The 23,257-nt window shown below is 65.3% G+C and carries 21 protein-coding genes; 16 read left to right on the top strand and 5 right to left on the bottom strand.

Annotated features, from left to right (window positions below; translation table 11 throughout):
* The 7 genes from ACP7AR_RS16320 (at nucleotide 1) to ACP7AR_RS16350 (ending at nucleotide 7,513) form a co-directional block, all read left to right on the top strand.
* Nucleotides 1–882: a branched-chain amino acid ABC transporter permease gene (locus ACP7AR_RS16320; RefSeq protein ID WP_426188133.1), complete on the top strand. Its 882-nt coding sequence runs from the start codon at nucleotides 1–3 to the stop codon at nucleotides 880–882.
* Entirely contained in the window at nucleotides 882–1,880 is a 999-nt protein-coding gene (locus ACP7AR_RS16325) for a branched-chain amino acid ABC transporter permease (RefSeq protein WP_426188135.1), read from the top strand. The genes ACP7AR_RS16320 and ACP7AR_RS16325 overlap by 1 nt, the downstream gene beginning before the upstream one ends.
* Entirely contained in the window at nucleotides 1,877–3,142 is a 1,266-nt protein-coding gene (locus ACP7AR_RS16330; RefSeq protein ID WP_426188137.1) for an ABC transporter substrate-binding protein, read from the top strand. Before ACP7AR_RS16325 ends, ACP7AR_RS16330 begins: the two co-directional genes overlap by 4 nt.
* Nucleotides 3,143–3,234: 92 nt before the next feature.
* Complete coding sequence (locus ACP7AR_RS16335; protein WP_426188139.1) at nucleotides 3,235–3,858, top strand: PadR family transcriptional regulator; 624 nt, start codon at nucleotides 3,235–3,237, stop codon at nucleotides 3,856–3,858.
* 95 nt (nucleotides 3,859–3,953) lie between these two features.
* Nucleotides 3,954–5,357 carry a vanillate/3-O-methylgallate O-demethylase gene (gene ligM, locus ACP7AR_RS16340; RefSeq protein WP_426188141.1) on the top strand — a complete coding sequence of 468 codons (1,404 nt, stop codon included), beginning with the start codon at nucleotides 3,954–3,956 and terminating at the stop codon, nucleotides 5,355–5,357.
* Nucleotides 5,358–5,438: 81 nt separating this feature from the next.
* Entirely contained in the window at nucleotides 5,439–6,737 is a 1,299-nt protein-coding gene (locus ACP7AR_RS16345) for a protocatechuate 4,5-dioxygenase subunit alpha/beta (protein ID WP_426188143.1), read from the top strand.
* Nucleotides 6,738–6,745: 8 nt separating this feature from the next.
* On the top strand, nucleotides 6,746–7,513 hold the full coding sequence (locus ACP7AR_RS16350; RefSeq protein WP_426188145.1) for an alpha/beta fold hydrolase: 768 nt from the start codon (nucleotides 6,746–6,748) through the stop codon (nucleotides 7,511–7,513).
* 16 nt (nucleotides 7,514–7,529) lie between these two features.
* Here ACP7AR_RS16350 and ACP7AR_RS16355 read toward each other — a convergent pair whose 3' ends face one another.
* Nucleotides 7,530–8,471 carry a LysR family transcriptional regulator gene (locus ACP7AR_RS16355; protein WP_426188147.1) on the bottom strand — a complete coding sequence of 314 codons (942 nt, stop codon included), beginning with the start codon at nucleotides 8,469–8,471 and terminating at the stop codon, nucleotides 7,530–7,532.
* 144 nt (nucleotides 8,472–8,615) lie between these two features.
* On the opposite strand from ACP7AR_RS16355, the gene ACP7AR_RS16360 reads away from it, so the two are divergent.
* On the top strand, nucleotides 8,616–9,974 hold the full coding sequence (locus ACP7AR_RS16360; RefSeq protein WP_426188149.1) for an aminomethyl transferase family protein: 1,359 nt from the start codon (nucleotides 8,616–8,618) through the stop codon (nucleotides 9,972–9,974).
* A 114-nt stretch (nucleotides 9,975–10,088) separates the two neighbouring features.
* The gene (locus ACP7AR_RS16365) at nucleotides 10,089–11,210 is read left to right on the top strand and encodes a 5-methyltetrahydropteroyltriglutamate--homocysteine S-methyltransferase (protein ID WP_426188151.1); all 1,122 of its coding nucleotides are present in this window, start codon (nucleotides 10,089–10,091) and stop codon (nucleotides 11,208–11,210) included.
* Nucleotides 11,211–11,222: 12 nt separating this feature from the next.
* Here the strand turns inward: ACP7AR_RS16365 and ACP7AR_RS16370 are convergent, their stop codons facing one another.
* Nucleotides 11,223–12,428 (bottom strand): cytochrome P450, encoded by a 1,206-nt coding sequence (locus ACP7AR_RS16370; RefSeq protein WP_426188153.1) that lies wholly within the window; start codon nucleotides 12,426–12,428, stop codon nucleotides 11,223–11,225.
* Between the two features lie 15 nt (nucleotides 12,429–12,443).
* Nucleotides 12,444–13,400, bottom strand: a complete 957-nt coding sequence (locus tag ACP7AR_RS16375; protein ID WP_426188155.1) for a PDR/VanB family oxidoreductase — start codon at nucleotides 13,398–13,400, stop codon at nucleotides 12,444–12,446.
* Between the two features lie 162 nt (nucleotides 13,401–13,562).
* Here ACP7AR_RS16375 and ACP7AR_RS16380 point away from each other — a divergent pair, with 162 nt between their 5' ends.
* Complete coding sequence (locus tag ACP7AR_RS16380; RefSeq protein ID WP_426188157.1) at nucleotides 13,563–14,456, top strand: IclR family transcriptional regulator; 894 nt, start codon at nucleotides 13,563–13,565, stop codon at nucleotides 14,454–14,456.
* On the top strand, nucleotides 14,453–15,940 hold the full coding sequence (locus tag ACP7AR_RS16385) for an aldehyde dehydrogenase family protein (RefSeq protein ID WP_426188159.1): 1,488 nt from the start codon (nucleotides 14,453–14,455) through the stop codon (nucleotides 15,938–15,940). Before ACP7AR_RS16380 ends, ACP7AR_RS16385 begins: the two co-directional genes overlap by 4 nt.
* A gap of 4 nt (nucleotides 15,941–15,944) precedes the next feature.
* On the opposite strand, the gene ACP7AR_RS16390 is transcribed toward ACP7AR_RS16385, so the two are convergent.
* Nucleotides 15,945–16,898 carry a LysR family transcriptional regulator gene (locus tag ACP7AR_RS16390; RefSeq protein ID WP_426188161.1) on the bottom strand — a complete coding sequence of 318 codons (954 nt, stop codon included), beginning with the start codon at nucleotides 16,896–16,898 and terminating at the stop codon, nucleotides 15,945–15,947.
* A gap of 141 nt (nucleotides 16,899–17,039) precedes the next feature.
* On the opposite strand from ACP7AR_RS16390, the gene ACP7AR_RS16395 reads away from it, so the two are divergent.
* From ACP7AR_RS16395 to ACP7AR_RS16405, 3 genes are read left to right on the top strand one after another with little or no spacing between them, the layout of a single operon-like run.
* Nucleotides 17,040–18,263: an MFS transporter gene (locus tag ACP7AR_RS16395; RefSeq protein ID WP_426188163.1), complete on the top strand. Its 1,224-nt coding sequence runs from the start codon at nucleotides 17,040–17,042 to the stop codon at nucleotides 18,261–18,263.
* Entirely contained in the window at nucleotides 18,260–19,156 is an 897-nt protein-coding gene (locus tag ACP7AR_RS16400; RefSeq protein WP_426188165.1) for an MBL fold metallo-hydrolase, read from the top strand. Before ACP7AR_RS16395 ends, ACP7AR_RS16400 begins: the two co-directional genes overlap by 4 nt.
* A 60-nt stretch (nucleotides 19,157–19,216) precedes the next feature.
* Entirely contained in the window at nucleotides 19,217–20,224 is a 1,008-nt protein-coding gene (locus ACP7AR_RS16405) for a fumarylacetoacetate hydrolase family protein (RefSeq protein WP_426188167.1), read from the top strand.
* 13 nt (nucleotides 20,225–20,237) lie between these two features.
* Here the strand turns inward: ACP7AR_RS16405 and ACP7AR_RS16410 are convergent, their stop codons facing one another.
* On the bottom strand, nucleotides 20,238–21,932 hold the full coding sequence (locus tag ACP7AR_RS16410; protein ID WP_426188170.1) for a long-chain-fatty-acid--CoA ligase: 1,695 nt from the start codon (nucleotides 21,930–21,932) through the stop codon (nucleotides 20,238–20,240).
* Between the two features lie 92 nt (nucleotides 21,933–22,024).
* Here ACP7AR_RS16410 and ACP7AR_RS16415 point away from each other — a divergent pair, with 92 nt between their 5' ends.
* Both ACP7AR_RS16415 and ACP7AR_RS16420 read left to right on the top strand, forming a co-directional pair.
* Nucleotides 22,025–22,765, top strand: coding sequence for a CPBP family intramembrane glutamic endopeptidase (locus ACP7AR_RS16415; RefSeq protein WP_426188172.1), 741 nt, complete (start codon nucleotides 22,025–22,027; stop codon nucleotides 22,763–22,765).
* Between the two features lie 114 nt (nucleotides 22,766–22,879).
* Nucleotides 22,880–23,257 carry a YciI family protein gene (locus ACP7AR_RS16420; RefSeq protein WP_426188174.1) on the top strand — a complete coding sequence of 126 codons (378 nt, stop codon included), beginning with the start codon at nucleotides 22,880–22,882 and terminating at the stop codon, nucleotides 23,255–23,257.

Genomic DNA, 23,257 nt, shown 5'->3' on the forward strand with positions numbered 1-23,257 from the left:
GTGGGGAGTTTCATTCAGCTCGTCATCGACGGGCTCTCGGCCGGCTCGATCTACGGGGCGCTTGCTCTGGCGATCGTGCTCGTGAATCAGGCGACCGGCCTGATCAACTTCGCCCAGGGCGGACTCGCGGTGCTGTCGGCGTACATCGCGTGGCAGCTGACGCAGTTCGGACTTCCGTTGATCCTCGCGATCGTCGCATCGATCGCCGTGTCGTTCGTGATCGGAGCGGTCGTCGAGAGGTACCTGATCCGAAGGTTCGAGGGCGGTGACCCCGATACCGCGGTCGTCGTCACGATCGGGTTGCTGACCCTCGTCACCGGCGTGTGCGCATGGATCTGGACGTACAACAACCGGATGCTCCCGTCGCTGTTCCCCTTGGAGACGATCACGGTCGCCGGCGCCGTCATCAGCGTGCGTTCGCTGGGCACGATCCTGGTGGTCGTGGTGATCATGGTTCTGCTTCAGGCGCTGTTCCTCGGCACGAAGCTCGGGCTTGCCCTGCGAGCGGTGTCGATCAGCCCCGAGTCGGCGGCGTACTCGGGCTTGCATGTCGGACGTCTGCTGATGGTGGGATGGGGGCTGGCAGCAGGCCTCGGAGCCGTCGCGGGCGCGCTGGTCGCGCCTGCACTGACACTGACTCCGGGAATGATGGACACTGCTCTCGTGTACGCACTCGCGGCCGTGATCATCGGCGGTCTGTCGAGCCCGGTCGGAGCGATCGTCGCGGCATGGATGATCGGGGTGCTGGAGAATCTGGCCGCGGTGTACGTGCCGTTCATCGGACATGATCTGAAGATCGCCGTGCCGTTCCTGCTCATCTTCTTCATCCTCATCATCCGACCCCAGGGCCTGTTCGGCCGGAAAGCCGTGGTTCGCGTCTGATGTCTGCTGCTTCGATCTTCTTCCGCAAGCCCTGGGTCCGCAGGGCGGGCATCGTCCTTCTCATCGTCGCGATGATCGTGCTGCCGCTGGTCCTGCCGGATTTCGCGAACACGACGATCGCGCGCATCGGAGTGTTCGCCGTCGCTGTGCTCGGCCTCAACCTCGTGATGGGCTACACCGGCACCGTTTCCCTGGGTCAGATCTTCTTCCTGGGCCTGGGCGCGTACGTCACCGCGTATGGTGTCTCGCAGGGATGGAACATCGTGGTCGTCTTCGCGCTCGCCTGCGTGATCCCCGCGGCGGTGGGGCTCCTCGTCGCGCTCGCCGCTGCGCGCCTGGGTGGACTCGCGATCGCGATGGTGACCATCGCTCTGCCGATCGTCGGCGTGCCGCTCGCGAAACGTCTGTCGGAGTTCACGGGTGGCTCGCAGGGCATGTCTGCACGGTTCACCTCCGCTCCGGAGTGGACGGGTCTGTACGACGACCAATGGCAGTTGTACATCGTGCTTCTCATCGCGGGGATCGCGTTCCTGCTCACCCGCAACCTGGTGCACGGCAAGTACGGACGAGCATTCGCGATCGTGAAGGGCAACGAGTCCGTCGCGGCCTCGATGGGGATCTCGCCCTATCGGTACAAGGTGCTCGCGTTCACACTGGCCTCGCTTCTCGGCGGCGTGAGCGGGTTCCTCTACATGGTCGTCGTCCAGTACACCTCTCCCGAGACCCTCAGCTTCGGCCACTCGATCACGCTGGTCGCGTCGATGGTGATCGGAGGCGCGGGCAGCATCATCGGCTCGCTGATCGGCGGGGCGTACTACGTGCTCGCGCCGCAGTTGACGAACGTCATCGATCCCAGCCTCACCGCGGCGCTCCAAGGGGCGATCCTGCTCCTCGTGCTCTTCGTCCTGCCCGGCGGCCTCGTATCGCTGCCGCGGATATGGCGCCGTCGACGTTCATCATCCACGAACCCACGCAGTAGAGAGAGGCAAGGCACATGAGTACACACCGCAGTAATAGGACGCGGGCGATCTCGATCGTCGCCGGGCTGGGCATCGTCGCCCTGCTCGCAGCCGGATGCAGCCGAGGCGGAGACGGCGGCGGCGGCGATGGCGATGGTGCAGCATCCAGCCCCGGTATCACCGACGACTCGATCACGCTCGGCATCACGACACCGCTGTCCGGCGGGACCGCCGGCCCCGGGACCTGCACCGTCGCAGGCATCACCGCCTACTTCGGCGCGAAGAACGCCGATGGCGGTGTCGAGTTCGGAGACGGAAAGACTCGCACCGTCGAGATCGAGGCGCTCGATGACGCCTACGACCCGCAGAAGGCCGCAGCGAACTTCGAGCAGCTCAAGGACAGCGTCTTCGCTATGACAGCGGGACTCGGAACACCGACGAACCGCGCGTGGCGAGAGGCGGCCATCGATGACGAGGTGCCGCAGGCGCTGGTCATGACGGGTGACCCGATCTTCAGCGACGCCGAGCAGAGTCCCTGGCAGCTCGGCTTCGTGCCGGTCTACCAGAACGAGGGGCAGGCTTTCGGTGAGCTGCTGGCGTCGTCATCCGAGGATCACAAGGTGGCGATCCTGTCGCAGAACGACGACTTCGGCGAAGGCTACGTCGAAGGATTCAAGGTCGGCATCGAGGGGGCCGACAACATCGAGATCGTGAAGGAACTCACGTATGAAGCCACGGACACGTCCGTGGATGCTCAGCTGACCGAGCTCGCAGCGACCGGTGCCGATGTGTTCGTGAACGCGATGTCCATCACTCCACTGGTGATCTCGTCGTTGCAGAAGGCGCAGGAGATCGGTTGGCTCCCCAACTGGTTCCTGCCGTCGAACACGTCCAGCCCGAGCGCGATCCTCGAGCCCGGTGGGGCATCGGCCTTCCCGGGCGTGTACACCGTGGCCTTCGCACAGTCCTCTGCGGCGCCGACCTTCGCCGACAGTGAGGAGGGCGCAGCCTTCCTCGCCGATCTGAAGGAGTACGCCGACTACCCTGACGCGCCGGCGTTCCCGCACTGCGTATGGTCGTACCAGGTCGGGGCGACGTTGGAACAGGTGTTCGGGAAGATGACCGAGCCCACGCGCGCGGACTTCATGAAGCAGCTCCGTTCGATCAGCGGGTACACCGCTCCTCTCATGCTCGAGGGTGCCGTCGTCGACACCACTGAGGACGGTCTCCCGGCCGTCTCGAATGTTGTCGTGCAGAAGTACAACGGCAAGGGATACGCATCCGCCGATACGTGGGATTAGGCGGAACGGACGTGAGTGTGGGGGAGCATCCCTACGGGTATCGTGATGGTGCTCTCCCACCGCACGGGACGAAAAGCAGAAAAGGAAGTCCGATGAGTCTGCGCATGGCCTTGCTCGCGATCCTCCGAGTCGGGCCGTTGTCCGGCTACGAACTCGCCAAACAGTTCTCCGAGTCTGTCGGGCACGTCTGGTACGCGCCTGATTCTCAGATCTACCCCGAGCTGCGACGGATGGAGGCAGACGGACTCGTCGAGGCCGAGGAGCAGACCCGCGGCGAGCGGGGCAGGCGCCGCCTCTATCACGTCACAGATCTCGGTCAGACGACGTTTCTCGAGTGGATGTCCGCCCCGTTGGAGTACCAGCGGTTCAGAGATCCCGCGCGCCTGCGCGCGGCGTATCTCGAAGCAGCCACCCCCGAGGCGGTGCGCGACTTCCTGCAGAGACACATCGTCGAGTGGGCGAACGAACTGGCGCAGTTCGAAGGTCAGATTCGTCAGACGGATGAGCTGACCAGCCCGATGCTCGTCCGCCGACTCGCGGTCACGGCACCCGAGGATTACGAGCGGACCACCGCGTACAAGCGCTTCGCCTACGAGGGGCTCGTCAATCGCGCGCGCGTCGAGATCGAGTGGGCGCGGCAGGGCCTCGCACTGCTGGAGCGGCTGGGTGGGGAGCATCCGGTAATCGTTCCCTCGCCGGATGCGGCTCCGCGATGATCTGAAGATCGGGGTGTTTACCTCTAGACATAGGTAAATGCATAGCCATATGATGGCTCTCACAATCCTCTACAGACAAGGAAGTCGAGGCTGTCATGGCAGGCAATCTGCAGGAACTGCTGGACGAGAAGGGGAGCACCGTCGAGCTGCTCCGCAATTCGCGTCTGGGTACGTACATCTACCCCGTCGTGCCGGCGGAGTTCTCCAACTGGCGACGTGAACAGAAGTCGTGGCGAGAGAGCGCGGTGCTGTTCGATCAGACGCACCACATGGTCAACTTCTTCGTGAAGGGCCCAGACGCATTGCGTCTTCTGAGCGAGACCGGAATCAACAGCTTCGCGAACTTCCCCGTGAACACGGCGAAGCAGTTCGTTCCGACCGCGTCGAACGGCGGCGTCATCGGCGACGGCATCCTCTTCCACGAGGCGCAAGGCGAGTACGTGTACGTCGGACGCGCGCCCGCGGCGAACTGGCTCCAGTTCCACGCGGAGACCGGCGGCTACGACGTCGAGTTCCAGTATGACGACCGCTCGCCGTCTCGTCCGTACGGTGAGGCAGTGCACCGCGACTACTACCGATTCCAGATCCAGGGCCCCAACGCCTGGCCGATCATCGAGAAGCTTGCCGGGCGGACTGTCGAGCAGGTGAAGTTCTTCCACATGGGCCACATCGAGGTCGACGGGATGAATGTGCGCACGCTGCGCCACGGCATGGCAGGGGCACCCGGTCTCGAGATCTGGGGCCCGTACGCCGAGCATGGCCGCATCCGCGATGCGATCCTGCAGGCCGGCGCGGAATTCGGCATCGAGCCGTGCGGCTCGCGTGCCTACTCGTCGAACACGCTGGAGTCGGGCTGGATCCCTTCGCCGCTTCCCGCGGTGTACTCGAGCGATGGCGAGCGCGCCTACCGCGAATGGCTTCCGGCGAACAGCTACGAGGCGACCAACGCCCTCGCAGGCTCCTTCGTGTCCGAGAACATCGAGGATTACTACCTGAATCCGTGGGAACTGGGCTACGGCTCGTTCGTCAAGTTCGACCACGATTTCGTGGGCCGTGACGCGCTCGAGAAGATTGATCCTGAGTCACAGCGCAAGAAGGTCACCCTTGCGTGGAACAACGAGGACCTGTCGAAGATCCTCGCCAACATCATCGATCGAGAAGGACCGTCATACCAGTTCTTCGATCTGCCCAACGCGAACTACGGGTCCTCGAACTACGACGCCGTGATCGACGCCGACGGAACGAACGTCGGCCTCTCGCTCTTCACCGGCGTGAGCGCCAATGAGAGGCGTGGTCTGTCGCTCGCCACCGTTGATCGCGACATTCCGATCGGCACCGAGGTTCGCGTCGTCTGGGGCGAGCCTGACGGCGGATCCGGGAAGACCACGGTCGAGCCGCATGAGCAGATCGCAGTGCGCGCGGTCATCAGTCCGGTTCCGTATGCGGAGACCGCTCGCACCGAGTACCACGGTGGATGGCGTTCGACCGGGGCGCTCTGATCTGATGACCTGACGGGGACGGATGCCGAGAACGGGCATTCGTCCCCGTGGTCTCCGGCGCATTGATGGAGGAGTTTTGTCATGGCACTTGACTTGTCGTACAGGGATGTTCCGGGGACGACGGTGTTCGATGCGGAGCAGGCCCGCAAGGGTTTTCATCTGAACCAGTTCGCGATGTCGTTGATGAAAGCGGAGAATCGCGAGCGGTTCCTTGCTGACCAGGCGGCCTACCTGGACGAGTGGCCGCTCAATCCCGTGCAGCGTCAGGCCGTGTTGGACATGGATCTGAACGCCATGATCGCCGAGGGCGGGAATATCTATTTCCTCGTGAAGATCGGCGCGACACTGGGTCTGAGTGTCCAGCAGATGGCCGGTTCCATGACGGGTATGAGTGAGGCCGCCTACCGGGACATGATGGTCAGTGGCGGACGCCGGCCGGAGGGCAATCGCCTCAAGGACTTGGATGGCTGGACGCCTCCGTCGACGGAGAAATCTGAGGCGATGCGTCCGGATGCACCGGCGAGGTTCACTTCTGCGCTGTTCACTTCGCATGTGCCGGCTATCGGTGCAGCGATGGATCTCGGTAAGACCGAGGAGCCGTACTGGAAGAAGGTCTTCGACGGGTACGCCTGGACGCGCAAGTGGGTCAAGGAGAACACTCCTGACGTCGTGATCCTGGTATACAACGACCACGCCACCGCGTTCGACGCGAACATCATCCCGACGTTCGTGCTGGGCACGGGTGAGCATTACCCGATCGCGGATGAGGGCTACGGCCCCCGCCCTGTGCCGGACGTCAAGGGATACCCCGAGCTCGCAGCTCACATCGCGCAGTCGGTGATCCAGGATGACTTCGACCTCACCCTCGTCAACGAGATGGTCGTCGACCATGGGCTCACAGTGCCGCTGTCACTCGTCTTCGGCGATGTCGAGGAGTGGCCGTGCAAGGTCATCCCGCTGCCGGTGAATGTCGTGCAGTACCCGGTTCCGTCCGGACGCCGCTGCTACGAACTCGGCAAGGCGATCCGTCGCGCGTTGGACAAATGGGATGGCCCGGAGCTCAACGTGCAGATCTGGGGCACCGGTGGGATGAGCCACCAGCTGCAGGGGCCGCGTGCGGGTCTGATCAATGAGGAGTGGGACAACGCGTTCCTCGATCATCTGATCGCTGACCCGAAAGGGCTGACTGAGTGGTCGCACATGGAGTACGTCGATGAGGCGGGCTCGGAGGGCATCGAGCTCGTCGATTGGCTCATCGCCCGCGGCGCGATGGATGACCAGTTCGGAGGAGAGGCTCCCGAACTGGACCACCGGTTCTATCACGTACCCGCATCCAACACCGCGGTCGGACACCTCGTCGTCAGCAACCCGAAACGCTAGGAACCGACATGGTCACCGGAATCCAAGACGCTGCGCCCGCAACGAAACCCGCCCTTGTCCTGGTGCACGGCGCCTGGGGCGGTGCGTGGGTGTGGCGCCGCGTCCTCGCACCGCTGCGGGACGCGGGCTACGAAGTGCACGCGATCACACTCACCGGCGACGGCGAGCGGGCGCACCTTCGCCGCCCAGACATCACCCTGCAGAGTCACATCGACGACGTCCTCGCCCTGATCGAAGCAGAGGAACTCCACGACGCGGTCCTCATCGGCCACAGCTATGGCGGAATGGTGGTCACCGGTGCCGCGGCAGCGCTCCAATCGCGTCCCGTGTCCCCGTTGCGCGGGCTCGCATATGTCGACGCGATGGCGCCCCTTCCCGGTGAAGGGTGGGGCGTTGCGCACCCACCCGAGATCGCCGCAGCACGCATCGCGGCCGCGGCCCAGCACGGCAATGCGTTACCGCCGCCGGACCCCGCGGTCGGCTTCGCTCTGAACGACGCCGACGTCGAATGGCTGCGTCGCAGGCACGTTCCCCACCCCTTCGGCATGTACCGAGAGCCCCTTCACTACGATGAGGCGCTGCTGCAACCATTGCCGCGACTGTTCGTGGACTGCAATGAGCCGGCCTATCCGACGATCGACCCGATCCGCCGACGTGTGCGAGAGTCGCCTGGTTGGCAAGTCGTCGAGATCGCCACCGGACACTTCCCCATGATCACTGAACCTGAGGAACTCGTCCGACATCTGCTGAGCTTCACCGACAGCATCCGGAACTGACCCGATCTTGCGCCTGTCATCCAGACGCGGGCCGGGCGTCGGTGTCTCCGTGGATGACGAAGAACTGGCCGGATGAGCCCTCGATCGCCCGGGCGACTGTCGTATAGAGCCAGTCGAGCGCCGCGGTGTGCTGTGTCGTCGAGCGTCGGTAGAGGGCGATGTCGACCCGAGGCATGTCGAACGGGAGCGGGCGGACGACGAGCGGCCAGGTCGTCGCCCATCCCTCGGCGATCGTGTCGGGCACACTCGCGATGAGCTCGCTGCTGGCGGCGAGCACGGGTGGCAGCGTCGCGATGTGGCGCAGCGCGACGGTCGGTTCGATCGAGATTCCTGCGCGGCGCTGGGCCATCGCGAGCACGGGCGCGCCGGAGTCGCCCCCGACAATGATGTGTGATGCCGAGACATACGCATCGAGATCGAGCGTGCCATGCGCGAGGGGATTCGAGGCGGACATCGCGACCGCATACGCCTGTGACTTCAGCACGCGTCTCTCGAACATCCCCGGTATGTGGGTCGTTGTCACGGCGAGGTCGACCGTTCCGCGGGAGAGCCACTCGGGGAGGAGGTCGACATCGAGGGGAACGACTTCGAGTCGCATGTGCGGCGCCCGCGAACGCAGCGCGGCAAGGATCGCCGGCAGCCAGCCGATCTCGCCGAGTTCCGACAAGGCGATGCGCACCAGTCGACGGGAGTGCGACGGATCGAAACCGTGCACGGTGTCGATCGCTCGGTCGATGCTCGCGATCGCACCGCGGAAATCCGCGGACAGGCTGTCGGCGAGCGGCGTCGGACGCATGACACGCCCCTCGCGCTCGAAGAGAGGATCGTCGAGCTCGCGCCGCAACCGGCCGAGCGCCTGGCTGACCGCCGGCTGAGTCACGAACAACCGAGCTGCTGCCGTCGTCAGGCTCCGTGTTTCGTATACCGCCACGAAGACCCTGACCAGGTTCAGATCCATGCGCTGGCCAGTCTGGTGCGCTGGCTTAGCACTGCTTCGCTGGGCATAAGCAGAGCTTATGTGGATTGCCGCGGGAAAGAAATCATGATTACTAACATGAACGATGGATGCCTGCGCATCCCGTCGTCGAACGAAGGAGTTCTCATGCCCGAAACCGCCGCGGAAGCGATCGCCAGCACCGGCAACGCCGTCGAGCTGCTGCGCAACGCGCAATCGCGACCGACCATCTTCCCCGTCACGCCGGAATTCACGAACTGGCGTTCCGAGCAGTTGTCATGGCGTCAGAGCGTTGCGCTGCTCGATCAGTCGCACCACATGACGGACCTGTTCATCTCGGGCCCGGATGCGCTGCGCCTGCTGAGGGACACCGGAGTGAACAGCTTCGAGAGTTTCGATGTCGACAAGGCCAAGCAGTTCATCGCAGTGAACCACGAGGGATATCTGATCGGCGATGCCATCCTCTTCCACCTCGAGGAGGACCTGTTCGATCTGGTCGGCTGGTTCATGGTGCTCGACTGGGTCCAGTACATCGGCGAGACCGGTGACTACGACGTCACTTTCGAGCGCGACGCGAACTCTCTGATGCGGGAGCCGGGGGCTGCGCCGAAATTGTACCGGTACGAGCTGCAGGGGCCGAACGCGCTCGCACTGATGGAGAAGCTGACGCGCGCGCCGGTGCCGCAGACCAAGTTCTTCCACATGGCGAAATTCACGATCGACGGAGTCGAAGTGCGTTCGCTGCGGCACGGCATGGCAGGACAGCCCGGTTTCGAGCTGTTCGGGCCGGGGGATCAGGGTGAGCAGATTCGCGACGCCATCATCGCGGCGGGAGCGGAGTTCGATCTCGTGCTCGTCGGCGCGAAGGCGTACTCCTCTGCAAACCTCGAATCGGCGTGGGTGCCATCCCCACTGCCCGCGATCTTCACCGGCGAGGGCACGGCTGAATACCTCCGATGGCTTCCGGCGAACCGCCTCGGCTCGCTGGCGGGAAGCTTCACGTCCGACGACATCGAGCACTACTACCTCACGCCTTACGATCTCGGCTACGGTCGCAGCGTCGCCTTCGATCATGACTTCATCGGACGGGCAGCGCTCGAGAAGCACGCGGCCACCAATCAGCTGACGAAGGTGACACTGGTGTGGAACCCGGAAGACCTCGCTGCTGCGCAGCGGTCGTTGTACGAACCGGGCATCCCGGCGAAGTACATCGAGTTCCCGAAGGCCCGCTACGGCGTGTACCAGGTCGACCGCGTGCTCGCGGATGGCATTGCGGTCGGCATCTCGCACGACGCGGGGTACATCACGGGGGAGCAGGTCTTCGCCTCGCTCGCGAGCCTCGACGCCGCCCACGCCGAGCCGGGAACCGAGGTCGTGGTGGTGTGGGGCGAGGAGCCGAACTCGACGAAACCCGCGGTCGAGCCGCATCGTCAGATCGATATCCGTGCGACGGTGTACCCCGCGCCGTACTCCTCCTTCGCTCGAGAGAACTACCGCAAGAACTGATGGCCGCGATGAGGTGGATGCGCCGGCATCCACCTCCGCAACTCGCGGCGCCGGAGTGTCGCACGGCGTAACCGAGATCTGGATCCGGCGAGGACGGTCGGTAACATCAGCCAGATGAGCACTGATGCCTCCCTTCCCTTCCGCGCCGACATCGTCGGAAGCTTCCTCCGCCCGCGCACTGTCGCCGAGGCGCGGAACCGCTATGCCGCAGGCGGTCTCCCGGCCGCATCGTTGCGTGAGACGGAGGACGATGCGATCGCGGACCTGGTCGCGAAGCAAGCGGATATCGGTCTGAAGGTCGCGAGCGACGGGGAACTGCGCCGCTCATGGTGGCACTTCGACTTCTTCGGGATGCTCGACGGCGTCGACATCGTCGAGGTCGATCACGGCATCCAATTCCAGGCCGTGCAGACCAAGCCTCGAGGCATCCATATCTCCAGTCCGATCCGCTTCCCCTCGACGCACCCGTTCCTCGACCACTTCGCACATCTTCGTGGGGAGGCCGAGCGGGCGGGTGTCACCCCGAAGTTCACGATCCCGGCCCCCACCGTGCTCGACTTCCGGGTCGAGCGGGCGCACATCGACAACGACGTGTACCCGGGTGGCCATGAGGCGATCGAAGACGACCTGGTCACCACCTACCGGGATGCGCTTCAGGGTCTGTACGACGTCGGTGCGCGGTACGTGCAGTTCGACGACACGGCCTGGGCGTACCTGTGTAGCGAGGTCGAAGTCGACAAGGCCCGAGAACGCGGCGTTCCGACCGATGGCATCGCCGACCGCTACGCGCGCCTGCTCAACCGCATTCTCGAAGGAAAACCTGACGACCTCGTCGTCACGACTCATGTGTGCCGGGGAAATTTCCGTTCCACCTGGATCTCGTCGGGAGGCTACGAGCCCGTCGCGGAGCAGCTGCTCGGCGCGACGAACTACGACGGGTACTTCCTCGAGTACGACACCGAGCGCGCCGGAGGTTTCGAACCGCTGCGCTTCCTTCCCTCGGGCGACAAACGAGTCGTGCTCGGGCTCATCACCAGCAAGTCCGGGGAGTTGGAAGATCCTGATGCCGTCAAGCGGCGCATCGAGGAAGCTACTCGTTTCGCACCTCTCGAGCAGCTCGCGCTGAGCCCGCAATGCGGGTTCGCGTCGACGGAGGAGGGCAACACCCTCACCGAAGACGAGCAGTGGGCGAAGGTGCGCTCGGTGGTCGAGATCGCCGCCGACGTGTGGCGGTAGCGGGCCGCAGGGCTACCGGAGCGTCACCCTGACCGGTAGGGAATGCCAAGCCCGCAACGTGTTGTTGAGATGACGCTCTGTGGGACCGGCGATCTCGATGGTGTCGACGCGCTCGACCATCGCGCCTATCAGGCTCGCGGCTTCGAGCCGGGCGACATGCTGGCCTACGCACTGGTGAATTCCCATGCCGAAGCCGACGTGCCCTGAGGGATCGCGGGTCAGATCGAACGCATCCGGGGCGTCCCAGCGGCGGTGATCACGGTTGGCCGAGCTCAGGAACATCAGGACCTTCTTGCCCTCCGGGATCAGGTGCCCGTCGATCTCCACATCGCTCTTCGCCGTGCGGAAGAACGTCTGAACGGGGGACTCGAGCCGGATCGCCTCGTCGAAGGCGGTCCTGACCAGCGACGGGTCGGCCTTGAGTGCTTCCCACTGCGCGGGATTGGATGCCAGGGCGTAGATCATCGCGCCGATCGCGTGCACTGTCGTGTCGACGCCCGCCGTGAGCAATGAGCGAACGATCAAGGGGGCCTGATCGACGGAGATGTCTCCGCGATCGGATGCCGCCCAGATGTCCGCGCCGAACCCTGATTCCTCAAGCTGGCCGCGCGCACACATCTGAGCAACAGCGGCCGAAAGGCTCTGTGTGTGCGGAGCACCTTCTACGACCAGGAAGTTCGCGGGTCCGAATGCGTTGAAGGCATGATTGCCGTAGGGGAGCAGTGCGTCTCGGCCCTCTTCGCGCAGGCCAACGGCATCCGGGAAGACCCGGAGCGGGTAAACCTCGGCGAGGGCAGGGACAGCGTCGAACTCGCGCGGCCCGCTGAGCACCTCATCGAGAAGATCGTGCGCGTCCTGTTCCCATGCGGGCGTCATGCGCCGGATCGCGCGCGGGCTGAGGATCTTCTCGAGCGTTGCGCGCGGCGCGTTGTGATGCGGTGGATCTGCTTCGAGAAGCAGGCTCGGCGGTCGCCACGGCTTCTCATAACGAAAGTTGCTGAGCCCGACGCCCGCACTCGACTGGAGGCTCTGCCAGTCGAGGAGAGCGGTGTGAACGGTGTCGTAGCGCCCCATCGCGTATACGTCGTATTTCTCGAGGAGGACGACGGATCCGGCTTCCCGAAGACGCTCTTGGAACGGCAGCGGGTCGCGCAGGCTCTCTTCCGTGAACGGGTCATCATCGAGAACGGGGATCGCTCGAGTGGTCGTCGTGGTCATGGGAGTCTCATTCGTCTAGAGGTCGAGGACGAGGCGGTCGCTGCGGGAACGGCTCACACAGGGGAACATGCAGTCGTTGATCTCGCGCTCGGCGTCGGTGAGCAGCGAATCACGGTGGTCGGGCTCGCCCGAGATGACACTCGCCTCGCACGTGCCGCAGACGCCTTTGCTGCACGACGTGAGTATCTTGACGCCGGCTGCGCGGACCGAATCGACGATGGTCGCCTCAGGCGGAACAGTGACGACAAGACCCGACGCGCGCAGTTCGACGTCGAATGCCGTGGTGCGGGCGGGGGCTTCCTGCTCGCGAGCGGTGAACCGTTCCATGCGCACCCAGCCGGGGCGGCGATCGCGGGTGGTCTCCTCGACGGCGTCGAGGAGACGGGACGGGCCGCAGACATAGATCTTCGAATCGGAATCAGCTTCGCGGATCCACGCCGCGAGGTCGGCACGGCCACTCTCATCAGCAGCGTGGACGTCGACACGCTCCTCGCCCGAGAAGTCATCGAGGAAGGCCATCGAGCGTCGGCTGCGGCCAAGGTACAGCAGGCGCCATTCCGCGCCGATCTGGTCCGCCATGCGCAGCATCGGAAGCACGGGCGTGATGCCGACGCCGCCGGCGATGAACGAGTACCGAGGGGCGGGTACGAGGGCGAAGTTGTTGCGGGGGCCGCCGAAGCCGACGCGATCGTTCACCTCGAGGCTGTCGTGGATGTAGTGCGAGCCGCCACGACTGCCCTGCTCCCTGAGCACGGCGACCCGATAACGGCGACTGTCGAACGGATCACCGCACAGGGAGTACTGCCGGACGAAGCCGTCGCCGAGCACGACGTCGATGTGTGCGCCGGGAGTCCAATCCGGGAGTCTGCCTCCGTCCGGCCGCACGAACTCGAGCGCGACGAGTCCTTCGGCCACGACGTTCTTCGCCGCAACCACGAGAGTATTGTCGCGTTCGGTCTGTGATGCCGGCATCATCGGCCCCTTCCTGGTCGTCATCGACGGGATGAGGCGAAGCTACCTGCCGAGTTCCGCGTGTGGTCGAGCTATTCCATTGATGGCAAGAGTTTGTATGAATGGAAGAACACCCGTGCTATGTTCCGGGACATGGCACACGGATCATCGGGCAGATCGAGCTTGAGCAGGCATCTGGCGATTCTCGATGCCTTCGATGCGGATGCCGCTTTCCTCACGCTCTCGCAGATCGCGCGCCGCAGCGGCATCCCGATCTCCACGGCGCATCGCCTGGTGGCAGAGCTGGAAGAGCACCGCTTCATCGAGCGCCTCGACGATCGCACCTTTCGGCTCGGCGTGCGTCTCTGGGAGCTTGCGGCACGCACGCCGGGCGCGCTCGGCCTGCGCGAAGTCGCGCTGCCTCACATGCAGCAGGTCCATGCGTCGGTGCGACAGCACACGCAATTGGGAGTCCTCAGCGGATCGGAGGTGCTGTTCGTCGAACGCCTCTCGATGAAGGACGCGGTCGTCAATGCCACCCTCGTCGGCGGTCGGCTGGCGCTTCACGCGTCCGCCAGCGGCCTCGTGCTGCTCGCGCACGCCCCTCTCGATGCCCAGGAGGCGTACCTCAGCTCAGAGCGTGAACGCTTCACTGCTTCCACGCCGCACGATTCCGCTGCTCTTCGGCTTCTGCTTGCCAAAGCTCGTCATGACGGCTTCGTCGTCGCGGACGGGTACATTCACGTCGATGCCCGCGGCATCGCGGTACCCGTGCGCGGCCCCGAAGGTGCCGTGGTGGCCGCGGTGGCCGTCGTGGTCCCGAACGATGAGACCGACCCGGCGTCCATCATCTCCATATTGCGCAAGGCAGCGGAGCGAATCTCCGCAGAATTGCGCGCAGCATATCTCGCACCGGATGATCCCGGCGCCGAGCCCGGAGGCGGGTTCCGCCCACTCGTCCACAGCTCCACGAAGTCGATGGAGTACCTCGTGTCATCGCGCGCTATGCAAAGGCCGGTACCCGCAATGGGCGGGATCCGTGCCGAACTTCCACCCATCAAGAGAGGATCGTTATGACTGAGACAGTGAACGCAGTCCGGACCGGACTGTTCATCGGTGGTGTCGCGCGAGAGGCGGCAGACACGCTGGCCGTGGCCGATCCGGGCAAACCGGGCGTCGTGGTGGGGTACGCGGCAGCCGCTACGGCCGAGGATGTGTCCGATGCGGTCACCGCCGCCAAGGCCGCCTTCCCGGCGTGGTCGGCACTGTCGGCGACCGAGCGGGCCGCTCTCATGGCCGATGCTCTGACCGGCATCGCCGAGGCACGAGACGAGGACGCCGCGATCCTCTCTCAGGAGAACGGAAAGGTCCGCCTCGAAGCCTGGGTCGACTCCCTCGTCTTCGAGATTCGCTGGAACCTCGCCCTTATGCTCGCCGACGACGTCGACACTGGCAAGGTTCTCCCGGTCGCCCCCGGTATCCCCGTCGAGACGACGGTGTCGTACCAGGCTCTCGGCGTGGTGACACTGATCGTGCCGTTCAACTGGCCGATCGCCATCCTCGGTGCCGCGTTGCCGCACGCGCTGCTGGCGGGCAACACGGCGATCGTCAAGCCGCCGCCCTCGGCTCCGTTGGCGCTCACCCGCGTCGTGCAGCGGATCGCGGAGAAACTCCCCGCCGGTGTGCTGAATGTCGTCACCGGCAGGGACGCGAACATGGCCGGTCTGATCCAGAACACCGACGTCGCGAAGGTCTGCTTCACCGGATCGGTGAACGGCGGTAAGCGGATCATGCAGATGGCCGCGGACTCTCTTACGCGAGTGACGCTGGAGCTCGGTGGCAACGACGCAGCCGTGGTGCTGGAAGATGCTGTCCTCGACGACACTCACCTCGACCGCCTGTTCGCCGCGATCTACGACACGACCGGTCAGATCTGCATGAACGCCAAGCGCGTCTACGTGCATGACTCCCGGCTCGATGAGGTTGTCACCGGTCTCACCGCGCGCCTGGAGAAGACCGTCATCGGTTACGGGCTCGAAGAGGGCACCACGATGGGCCCGCTGCATTCCCCTGTGCAGAAGGCGTTCGTCGAGGCTCTGATCCAGGAGGCGAAGGATGCCGGCGCCGACGTCCGCGAGTTCGGTGAACTCCCGGGCGGCGACCTCGCCGGCGGCAACTTCCTGCGTCCCGCGATCGTGGTCGACCCCGACCCCTCCCTGCGCGTGGTCACCGAAGAGCAGTTCGGCCCCGTCATCCCGATCCTCCCCTTCACCGACGAGGACGAGGCGATCGCGGCGGCGAACAACTCCTGGGGCGGCCTCGGCGGTTCGGTCTGGACCGCGAACGCCGACACTGCCGACCGCGTGGGCGGGCAGCTGCAGTGCGGGTACGTCTGGGTCAACGACCACGGCGCCACCCGCCTTGACCTGCGGGCACCGTTCGGCGGCATGAAGCAGTCCGGCATGGGTCGCGAGCAGGGCATCGAAGGCATCCGCGCCTTCCAGGACACGCGCTCCATCGCCCACATCGACACCGCGGCCCTCGCCGCACAATCACACTGACCGATCACACTGGCTGAGAATGGGGGAGTGTCCGCGGTGAGGGCCAGCTGGGCTCTCGTGAGAGCGAACCGGCAGTTCGGGTGAGAGCGTCCCGGAGCCACGCGATCGCGGGGTCGTCCTCGTCGCGCGGGTGCCAGTACACGCATTCGGTCATCGGTAGCGTCATGTCTTCGGGGAGCTCGAACACGGAGAGGTGAAGCGTGCGAGAGGCCTTGGCCGCCAGCATCCGCGGAACCATTGCGACCATGTCCGTTCCCGAGACGAGGAGCGGTAGCGCGGCGAGGCCGAAGAGCCGAGCGCCGACGATGTAGTCGACTCCAGCTCGACGTAGGAGGTCCTGCACGTGGTCGTGGTCGGGGTCGTTGAGGTACGCGACGGCGTGCGGCACGGAAGAGAGGTCGGCGACGGTCGGATCGGGTCCGGAGAGCACGGGATTGTCCGGATCCGCGATGAGCACGAAATCGTCGGTGAAGAGCTCCTTGCTGCGGCCAGGGAGGTTGAATCCGACAGGCCCGACGATGAGATCAAGATGGCTGTAGGGCGCAAGAGTCCCGTCACGTACCGGTTGCGGTGCGAAGTCGACCGATGCGCGGGGAGCGTCCTGGGAAAGAGTCCGTAGCAGCGGGCCGGCGAGGATCGCCGTCATGTAGTCGGTCGCTCCGATGACGAATCTGCGCTCGGTGCGAGTCGGATCGAAACTCAGTTTGCGGTCCACGACCGGTGTCAGCTCTGCGACCGCATGGGTCACCGCCGGCAGCAGGTCACGCGCGAAGGGGGTGAGATGCATGATCCGGCCGGCGCGCACCAGCAGGTCATCGTCGTAATGGCGTCGCAGTCGCGCGAGCGCCGCAGAAGTCGCGGGCTGGCTGAGATGCAGACGCGCCGCTGCTCGGGTGACGTTGCGTTCCTCCAGCAGCACCAGCAGTGGTCGCAGGAGATTCAAGTCGAAGGCAGCCATGGGATCTCCTCGTAGTATCCACGCGATGGATAAAGACCATGCCAAAGACGGGATTGCATGAATACTACCCGGCTGTGACGATTGATCGTTGCGCAACCCGAGCGCCGGAGCGCGACCTTCAACGTCGAAAGAGGAACGCACATGACACAGTCACTGACCGTAGAAGAGAAGGTCGTGGGCGAGTTCCGACGCGGATGGCCGACACTCGTGTTCAGCACGATCGGCGCCGGTGTCGGCCTGAGCGCGCTGGGGTACATTCTCGGCACGCTCGTCGTGCCGCTCCAGGAGGAGTTCGGGTGGGGACGCGGCGAGATCAACCTCGCCTCCCTGGTCAGTTCGCTCGGTCTGGCTGCTGCGCTCCCGTTCGTGGGCAAGCTACTTGATCGCTATGGGGTCAAGCGCGTCGCCTTGGTCTCGCTCCCGCTGTTCGTCGTCGTACTGACGCTGCTGAGCGTTCTGACGTCGAACTTGATGACCTTCCTGTCGTTCTATGCCATGGCGGGGCTGCTGGGCGCCGGCACGTCGGCCGTCACCTACTCGAAGGCGGTCGTCGAGAAGTTCAACAAGAACCGCGGCATCGCGCTGGGAATCGTCGCGGGTGGGCTCGGAACAGCAGGACTGCTCCTGCCTCCGCTCATGGGCGTGGTGGTCGCCAACGGTGGCTGGCGTGCCGCCTACCTGACGATGGCGGTGCTGGCGGCATTGCCATTCGTGCTCGTGTTCTTCGCGCGGCTGAGCGCGCCGGCCGCCGTCGCTGCGATCGACCGCTCGACTCTTCCCGGGCTCACGCTACGCACCGCGGTCCGCCGCCGCGAATTCTGGAGCCTGTGCGTCGTCTTCTTCCTGCTGGGCTGGGCGCTGCTGACGATGATTCCGCATTTTGTGCCGCTTCTCATCGACTCCGGTGTCGACCCCGTGCGGGCGGCATTCCTGTCGTCGCTCGTCGGTGTCGGCACCGTGATCGCTCGTCCGGTGATCGGCTGGCTCTTTGATCGCTTCAACGCGACTCACGTCGCCGTTCCGCTGTTCGTCGCCGCTGCACTGGGATGCCTGGTGCTCCTGTGGGCCGGACCCGGTGCAGCACCGTTGACCGCACTCCTCATCGGCATCGGGTTCGGCGCCGAGATCGACCTGATGTCATACCTCAGCTCGCGGTACTTCGGCCCGCGCGCGTTCGGGGCGCTGTACAGCATCGTGTACAGCGTCTTCATGATCGGCAGCGCCTTCGGGCCCGTGATGGCGGGCTTCGCGTTCGACGCCACAGGTAGTTACAGCATCCCGCTCATCGTCGCCGCGTCGATGATGGCGGTAGCCGCTGTCGTGCTCTTGACCCTGCCGCCGTTCCGTAAGGACTCCGGATCGTGACCGCGGCCCCGAGCATGCAGGAGCTCGCGCCGGGAGTGTGGGCGTACATCCAGCCCGACGGCGGCTGGATGATCAACAACATGGGCTTGATCATCGGGACTGATGGTGCAACGAGTGTCGATGTGACGTCGACGGAACGGCGCACGCGCGAGTATCTGAGCACGATCGAACGCGTGTCAGAGGTGCCGGTGAGACGCGTGGTGCTCACCCACTCGCACCCGGATCACTGCAACGGCACTTCGTTGTTGCCCGATGCCGAGATCATCGCCCATCGAACAGTCGCCGATGACCTGCAAAGGCCGCATGCACTCGCCCCGCACATCTTCCAGCCCTTCGAACAAGGCCTGGCAGAGCCGCGCATCCCCACCCTCGTCTTCGACGACGCTGTGACCATCGATCCGGGCGGACGTCGTGTGGAGGTGCGCCACCCAGGAGGAGCCGCCCATACTCGCGGCGATGCGTATGTCTGGCTCCCCGAGGAGCGAGTGCTCTTCACCGGAGACCTGGTCTTTCACGGCGGAACGCCGTTCGCGCTGTCGGGGTCGCCGGCGGGGTGGCTGCGTGCCCTGGAGCAGATGGCGGCTCTCGAGCCGCAGACCGTCGTTCCCGGGCATGGGCCGGTGGGCGGTCCCGAGCTCTTCGAGCCGGTGACCGATTACCTGCACTTCCTCATCGATGCGGCAACGGAGGCCCGTGAAGTCGGTCTGGGCCCCTTGGAAGCAGCTCGCGCCCTCGATCTGACGCGGTTCGGCGACCTCAAGGAGCAGGAGCGCATCGTCGGGAACCTGCATCGCGCCCTCGCAGAACTCGACGAAGTCGAACCGGACGTCGCGAGAGCCTGGCAGGACATGTACGAATACAACGGAATGCGGCCCCTTGACTGCCATGCCTGAGCATCCTGTCGCCGTCCTCGCGGCACAGCACCGGATCACGGACCGAATGGAGACCCCGATATGAGGATCGCCCGCTGGACACACAACGGAGACCTGAGTGAGGGCTTCGTCATCGGAGACCGGGTGGTGGCCTTCGCGGACGGCGCGACGGTCGCCGACACTCTCGCCCGCGGCCTCGGGCGAGCGCGAGAGGATCACGAGCAGATCCTTCACCAGCTGCGGGAATCGGATGCTTCGGCAGTGCCGCTCGCGGACGTGGTGCTCTTGGCCCCGCTCGTTCCCGCCTCGATCCGAGATTTCGTCACGTTCGAAGAGCACGTCGAGGGAGTCTCCGCCGGAGTGGAAGGGAAGAGTCACGTCGCACCCGAGTGGTACGAGGCGCCGACGTTCTACTTCACCAACCCGCACACCGTCCACGCGCCGGGCCAAGAGCTTCACCCACCCGTCACCGAGCGGCTGGACTTCGAGCTCGAGCTGGCGGCGGTCATCGGCGCCGCACCCGCAGTGGGGGAGTCGAATCTCACTGCTGCGGAAGCGGCATCCGTCATCTTCGGGTACACGATCATGAACGATTGGTCGGCCCGCGATCTTCAAGCTCGCGAGATGCAGGTGCGACTCGGCCCTGCCAAGGGCAAGGACTTCGGCACAGTACTGGGACCGTGGATCGTGACCGCCGACGAGTTCGAGCAGTATCTCGACGAGGAAGGATTCCTGCAGATCCGCGCCGAAGTCCGGGTCAACGGCGAACAGGTCGGCGAGGACCTCATCGCGAACATGGGATGGCCATTCCCTGAGCTTGTGGCCTACGCGTCGAGAAACTCGCGGGTGGTCCCTGGCGATGTTCTGGGGTCGGGCACAGTGGGTAACGGCGGATGCCTCGGCGAGCTGTGGGGGCGCAACCAAGGACTCACCCCGCCTCCTCTCAGGGAGGGTGATGTCGTCGCCATGTCCATCGAGGGCATCGGTGAGCTCGTCAACCGCGTCGGCGCGACGGTCGCCGGACCCGAACTGCCGCCGGCCCGACCCCGAACGCGCCGACGCCACCTCGCGGACCCGGCAACCTCCTGAGCACCGCTCCCGTCTACGCGAGCAGCTGTTCCCGCACCTTGCGACGGAGCACCTTGCCGATGAGCGATCGAGGGAGCTCGTCGACGACGACGACGCGTCGGGGAACCTTGTACGGGGTGAGTCGGGTGCGGCAGAAGTCCCGCAGCGCATCAGCGTTGAGAGCGGCTCCCTCTCGGAGGACGATGGCCGCCGCGACTTCCTCGCCCCCGCTGGACCTCGGAAGGCCCACGACGGCCGCCGCGTCCACATCGGGATGCGCCTCGAGCGCGTCCTCCACCTCGCTGGGAGACACGTTGAACCCGCCGGTGATGATGAGCTCTTTGAGCCGGTCGACGATCGTCACGAACCCATCTGCTGAGACCTCTGCGATATCGCCGGTTCGGAGCCATCCGCCCGAGAGCAACGCATCAGCGGTGTCGCCGGGCCGCCCCCAATATCCCTGGAACACCTGCGGGCCGCGGACGAGGAGTTCGCCGCGCTCCCCGGCCGGCATGTCCACGGAAGGGTCCTCGGGGTCGACGACACGGATCTCAGTACTCGGGAACGGCACGCCGACAGTACCGGGGCGGCGGGTTCTTCCCATCGGATTGCCGAGCGCGACCGGTGAGGTCTCGGTCATTCCGTAGCCCTCGACCAGGAGGCCGCCGGTCGCCTCCTCCCAACGCTGCACCGTGGTGACAGGCAGGCTCATCGCGCCGGATATCGCGAACCTGACCGTCGAGAGATCTATGGTTCCGCGCGCAGCCGCGCGGGCCAGCGCGTCGTAGATCGGGGGTACGGCAGGGAGGAAGGTGGGCGGATTCGAGCGCGCAGCCTCTGTGACCAGCCCCAGGTCGAAGGCCGGGAAGAGGATGAGCTTCGCGCCGATGCTCATCGCGAAAGTCAGGCAGAGCGTCATGCCGTAGGCATGGAACAACGGAAGCACGGCGTAGAAGGTCTCCTCGCCGTCGACGAGCCCTGGCACCCACGCACGTCCCTGCATCGCATTGGCGCGGAGGTTCGAATGCGTGAGGATCGCGCCCTTCGGGGTGCCCGTGGTCCCGCTCGTGTATTGCAGCAGCGCCGTGTCGCCCAGCTTCGGCCCGACAACGCGCCGCGAGAGCCGCTTGTGAGCGACCAGCTGCGTCCAGTCGACGAGGTGCCTCGCCTTCGGAGTGCCGGTCAGCTTCGCTCTGGCCGCACGCGCCTTCGGCACTGGCAGGCGAAGCGCCAGACGCTTCGAGATCGGCATCGCGGTGGTGATGTCGACGCTCACGATGTGTTCGACCTTGAGGTCTGCGGGAAGGCCGTCGACCACATCAACGGCCTTGTCCCACACGACGGCGACGCGCGCACCGTGATCCTCGAACTGATGCCGCAGCTCACGCGGGGTGTAGAGCGGGTTGTGCTCGACCACGATCGCCCCGAGCCGAAGCGTCGCATAGAAGGCCACGACATGCTGCGGACAGTTGGGCAGTACCAGTGCGACTCGGTCGCCCTTACCGACTCCGAGTCGCCGCAACCCCTCTGCGGCGCGATCGATCTGCTCCCCGAGGTCCCGGTACGTCGTGACAGCGCCGAAGAACGAGAGGGCCGGACGCCTGCCGAACGCCTTCACGCTCGCCGACATCATCTCCGGCAGAGTCTGCGTCGGCTCCTCGATCTCCGCGGGAACGCCTTCCGCATAGGAGTCGAGCCACGGGCGAGATTCGAGAGGATGGACGGTCATGGTTCCATCCTGCCCGGAACGCCGTCGTCTGTCAGCCGGAGGTGGCCGGCGCCGTTCACGCGCGGTTCACCGCGCGTCCCTAGCGTGAGCGCGTGACTCACGACCGGTGGCGGGCGATAGGCTTCGGCCTCGGCGTGCATCTCCTTCGATTCGGCGTGATCATGGGGGCCTTGGCCTTGGCTCCGCTGCTGGGCATCTCGGGCTGGTACCTGGGCCTCGCGGCGAACTTCGCCTGCGTGATCTTCGCCGTCGTGCTGGTGAGCGTGCGAGGACTCTGGCATCGCTCCGGCCTCTTCTCACTCTGGCGCGGGCGCACCGCCCTGCTGCTTCTCCTGCCGTTCGTGATCGAGGCGCTCCTGTGGGCGGTGCCCGGAGGACTCGTCGAGCGTCCGCCCGGGTTCGGGCTGTGGGCACTCACCCTGCTCATGGTGGGCCTCAACGAGGAGCTCACCAGCCGCGTCGTGGTGCTGGAGAGGATGCGAAAGTCGTTCGCGCCTGTGGGTGCAGTCGCGCTCACGGGCGCACTCTTCGGTCTGCAGCATCTGTCCGCGTTCGCCACCTCGAATCGCACTGTCGATGACGTCTTCCTCAACGTCCTCGTCTCGGCGTGCTACGGAATCGGGTTGGCGGCGTTCCAGTACCGGTTCCGTTGGGTGCTTCCGCTCGTGCTCGTGCACGGCGGTGCCGATTTCACGACGATCCTCTCGGCGGATCCGCTCCCGGATGCTGTGATCGTGATCACGTGCCTCGTCTTCATCGCGACTGCCGCGCTGACCCTGCGTCCGCTGCTGAGCTCACGCACGCGCCGAAGCGCGATGCGCGACGCCGGATGACCGTGCGGTCCATCGTCACGAAATTTCTTCTGGACGATGTCGATCCATGCGTGATGCATTCGACGTAGTAGTGAGAGGGCGACACACGGTGGCCCGCATTCGAGAGGATCAATCATGACTCAGTACTTCTTGACCGTTCCGCACGATTCGGCGACCGAGCCGACGATGGAGTCGATGCAGGAGTTCGACCCGGCAGAACTCGCCGCCGTCATGGCAGCAGTCGACGAGTTCAACACGGCACTGAAGGACTCCGGCGCTTTCGTCTACGCCGGTGGCCTGTACCCGCCCTCGACCGCGAAGACCGTCGACGTCTCCTCGGGTCAGACGCAGGTGCTCGACGAGCCGTTCGTGGAAGCAGCGTCGTACGTCGGCGGCTTCTGGGTCATCGAGGCTGCTGACGCGGACGCCGCGGTCGGATGGGCGACCAAGGCATCGGCCGCACTGCAGTGCCGTATCGAGGTTCGGGCGTTGCAGGAGGAACCCGAGGCGTAG

This window comes from Microbacterium sp. TWP3-1-2b2, from assembly GCF_049896145.1.
In the GTDB taxonomy this organism is placed as follows: Bacteria; Actinomycetota; Actinomycetes; order Actinomycetales; family Microbacteriaceae; genus Microbacterium.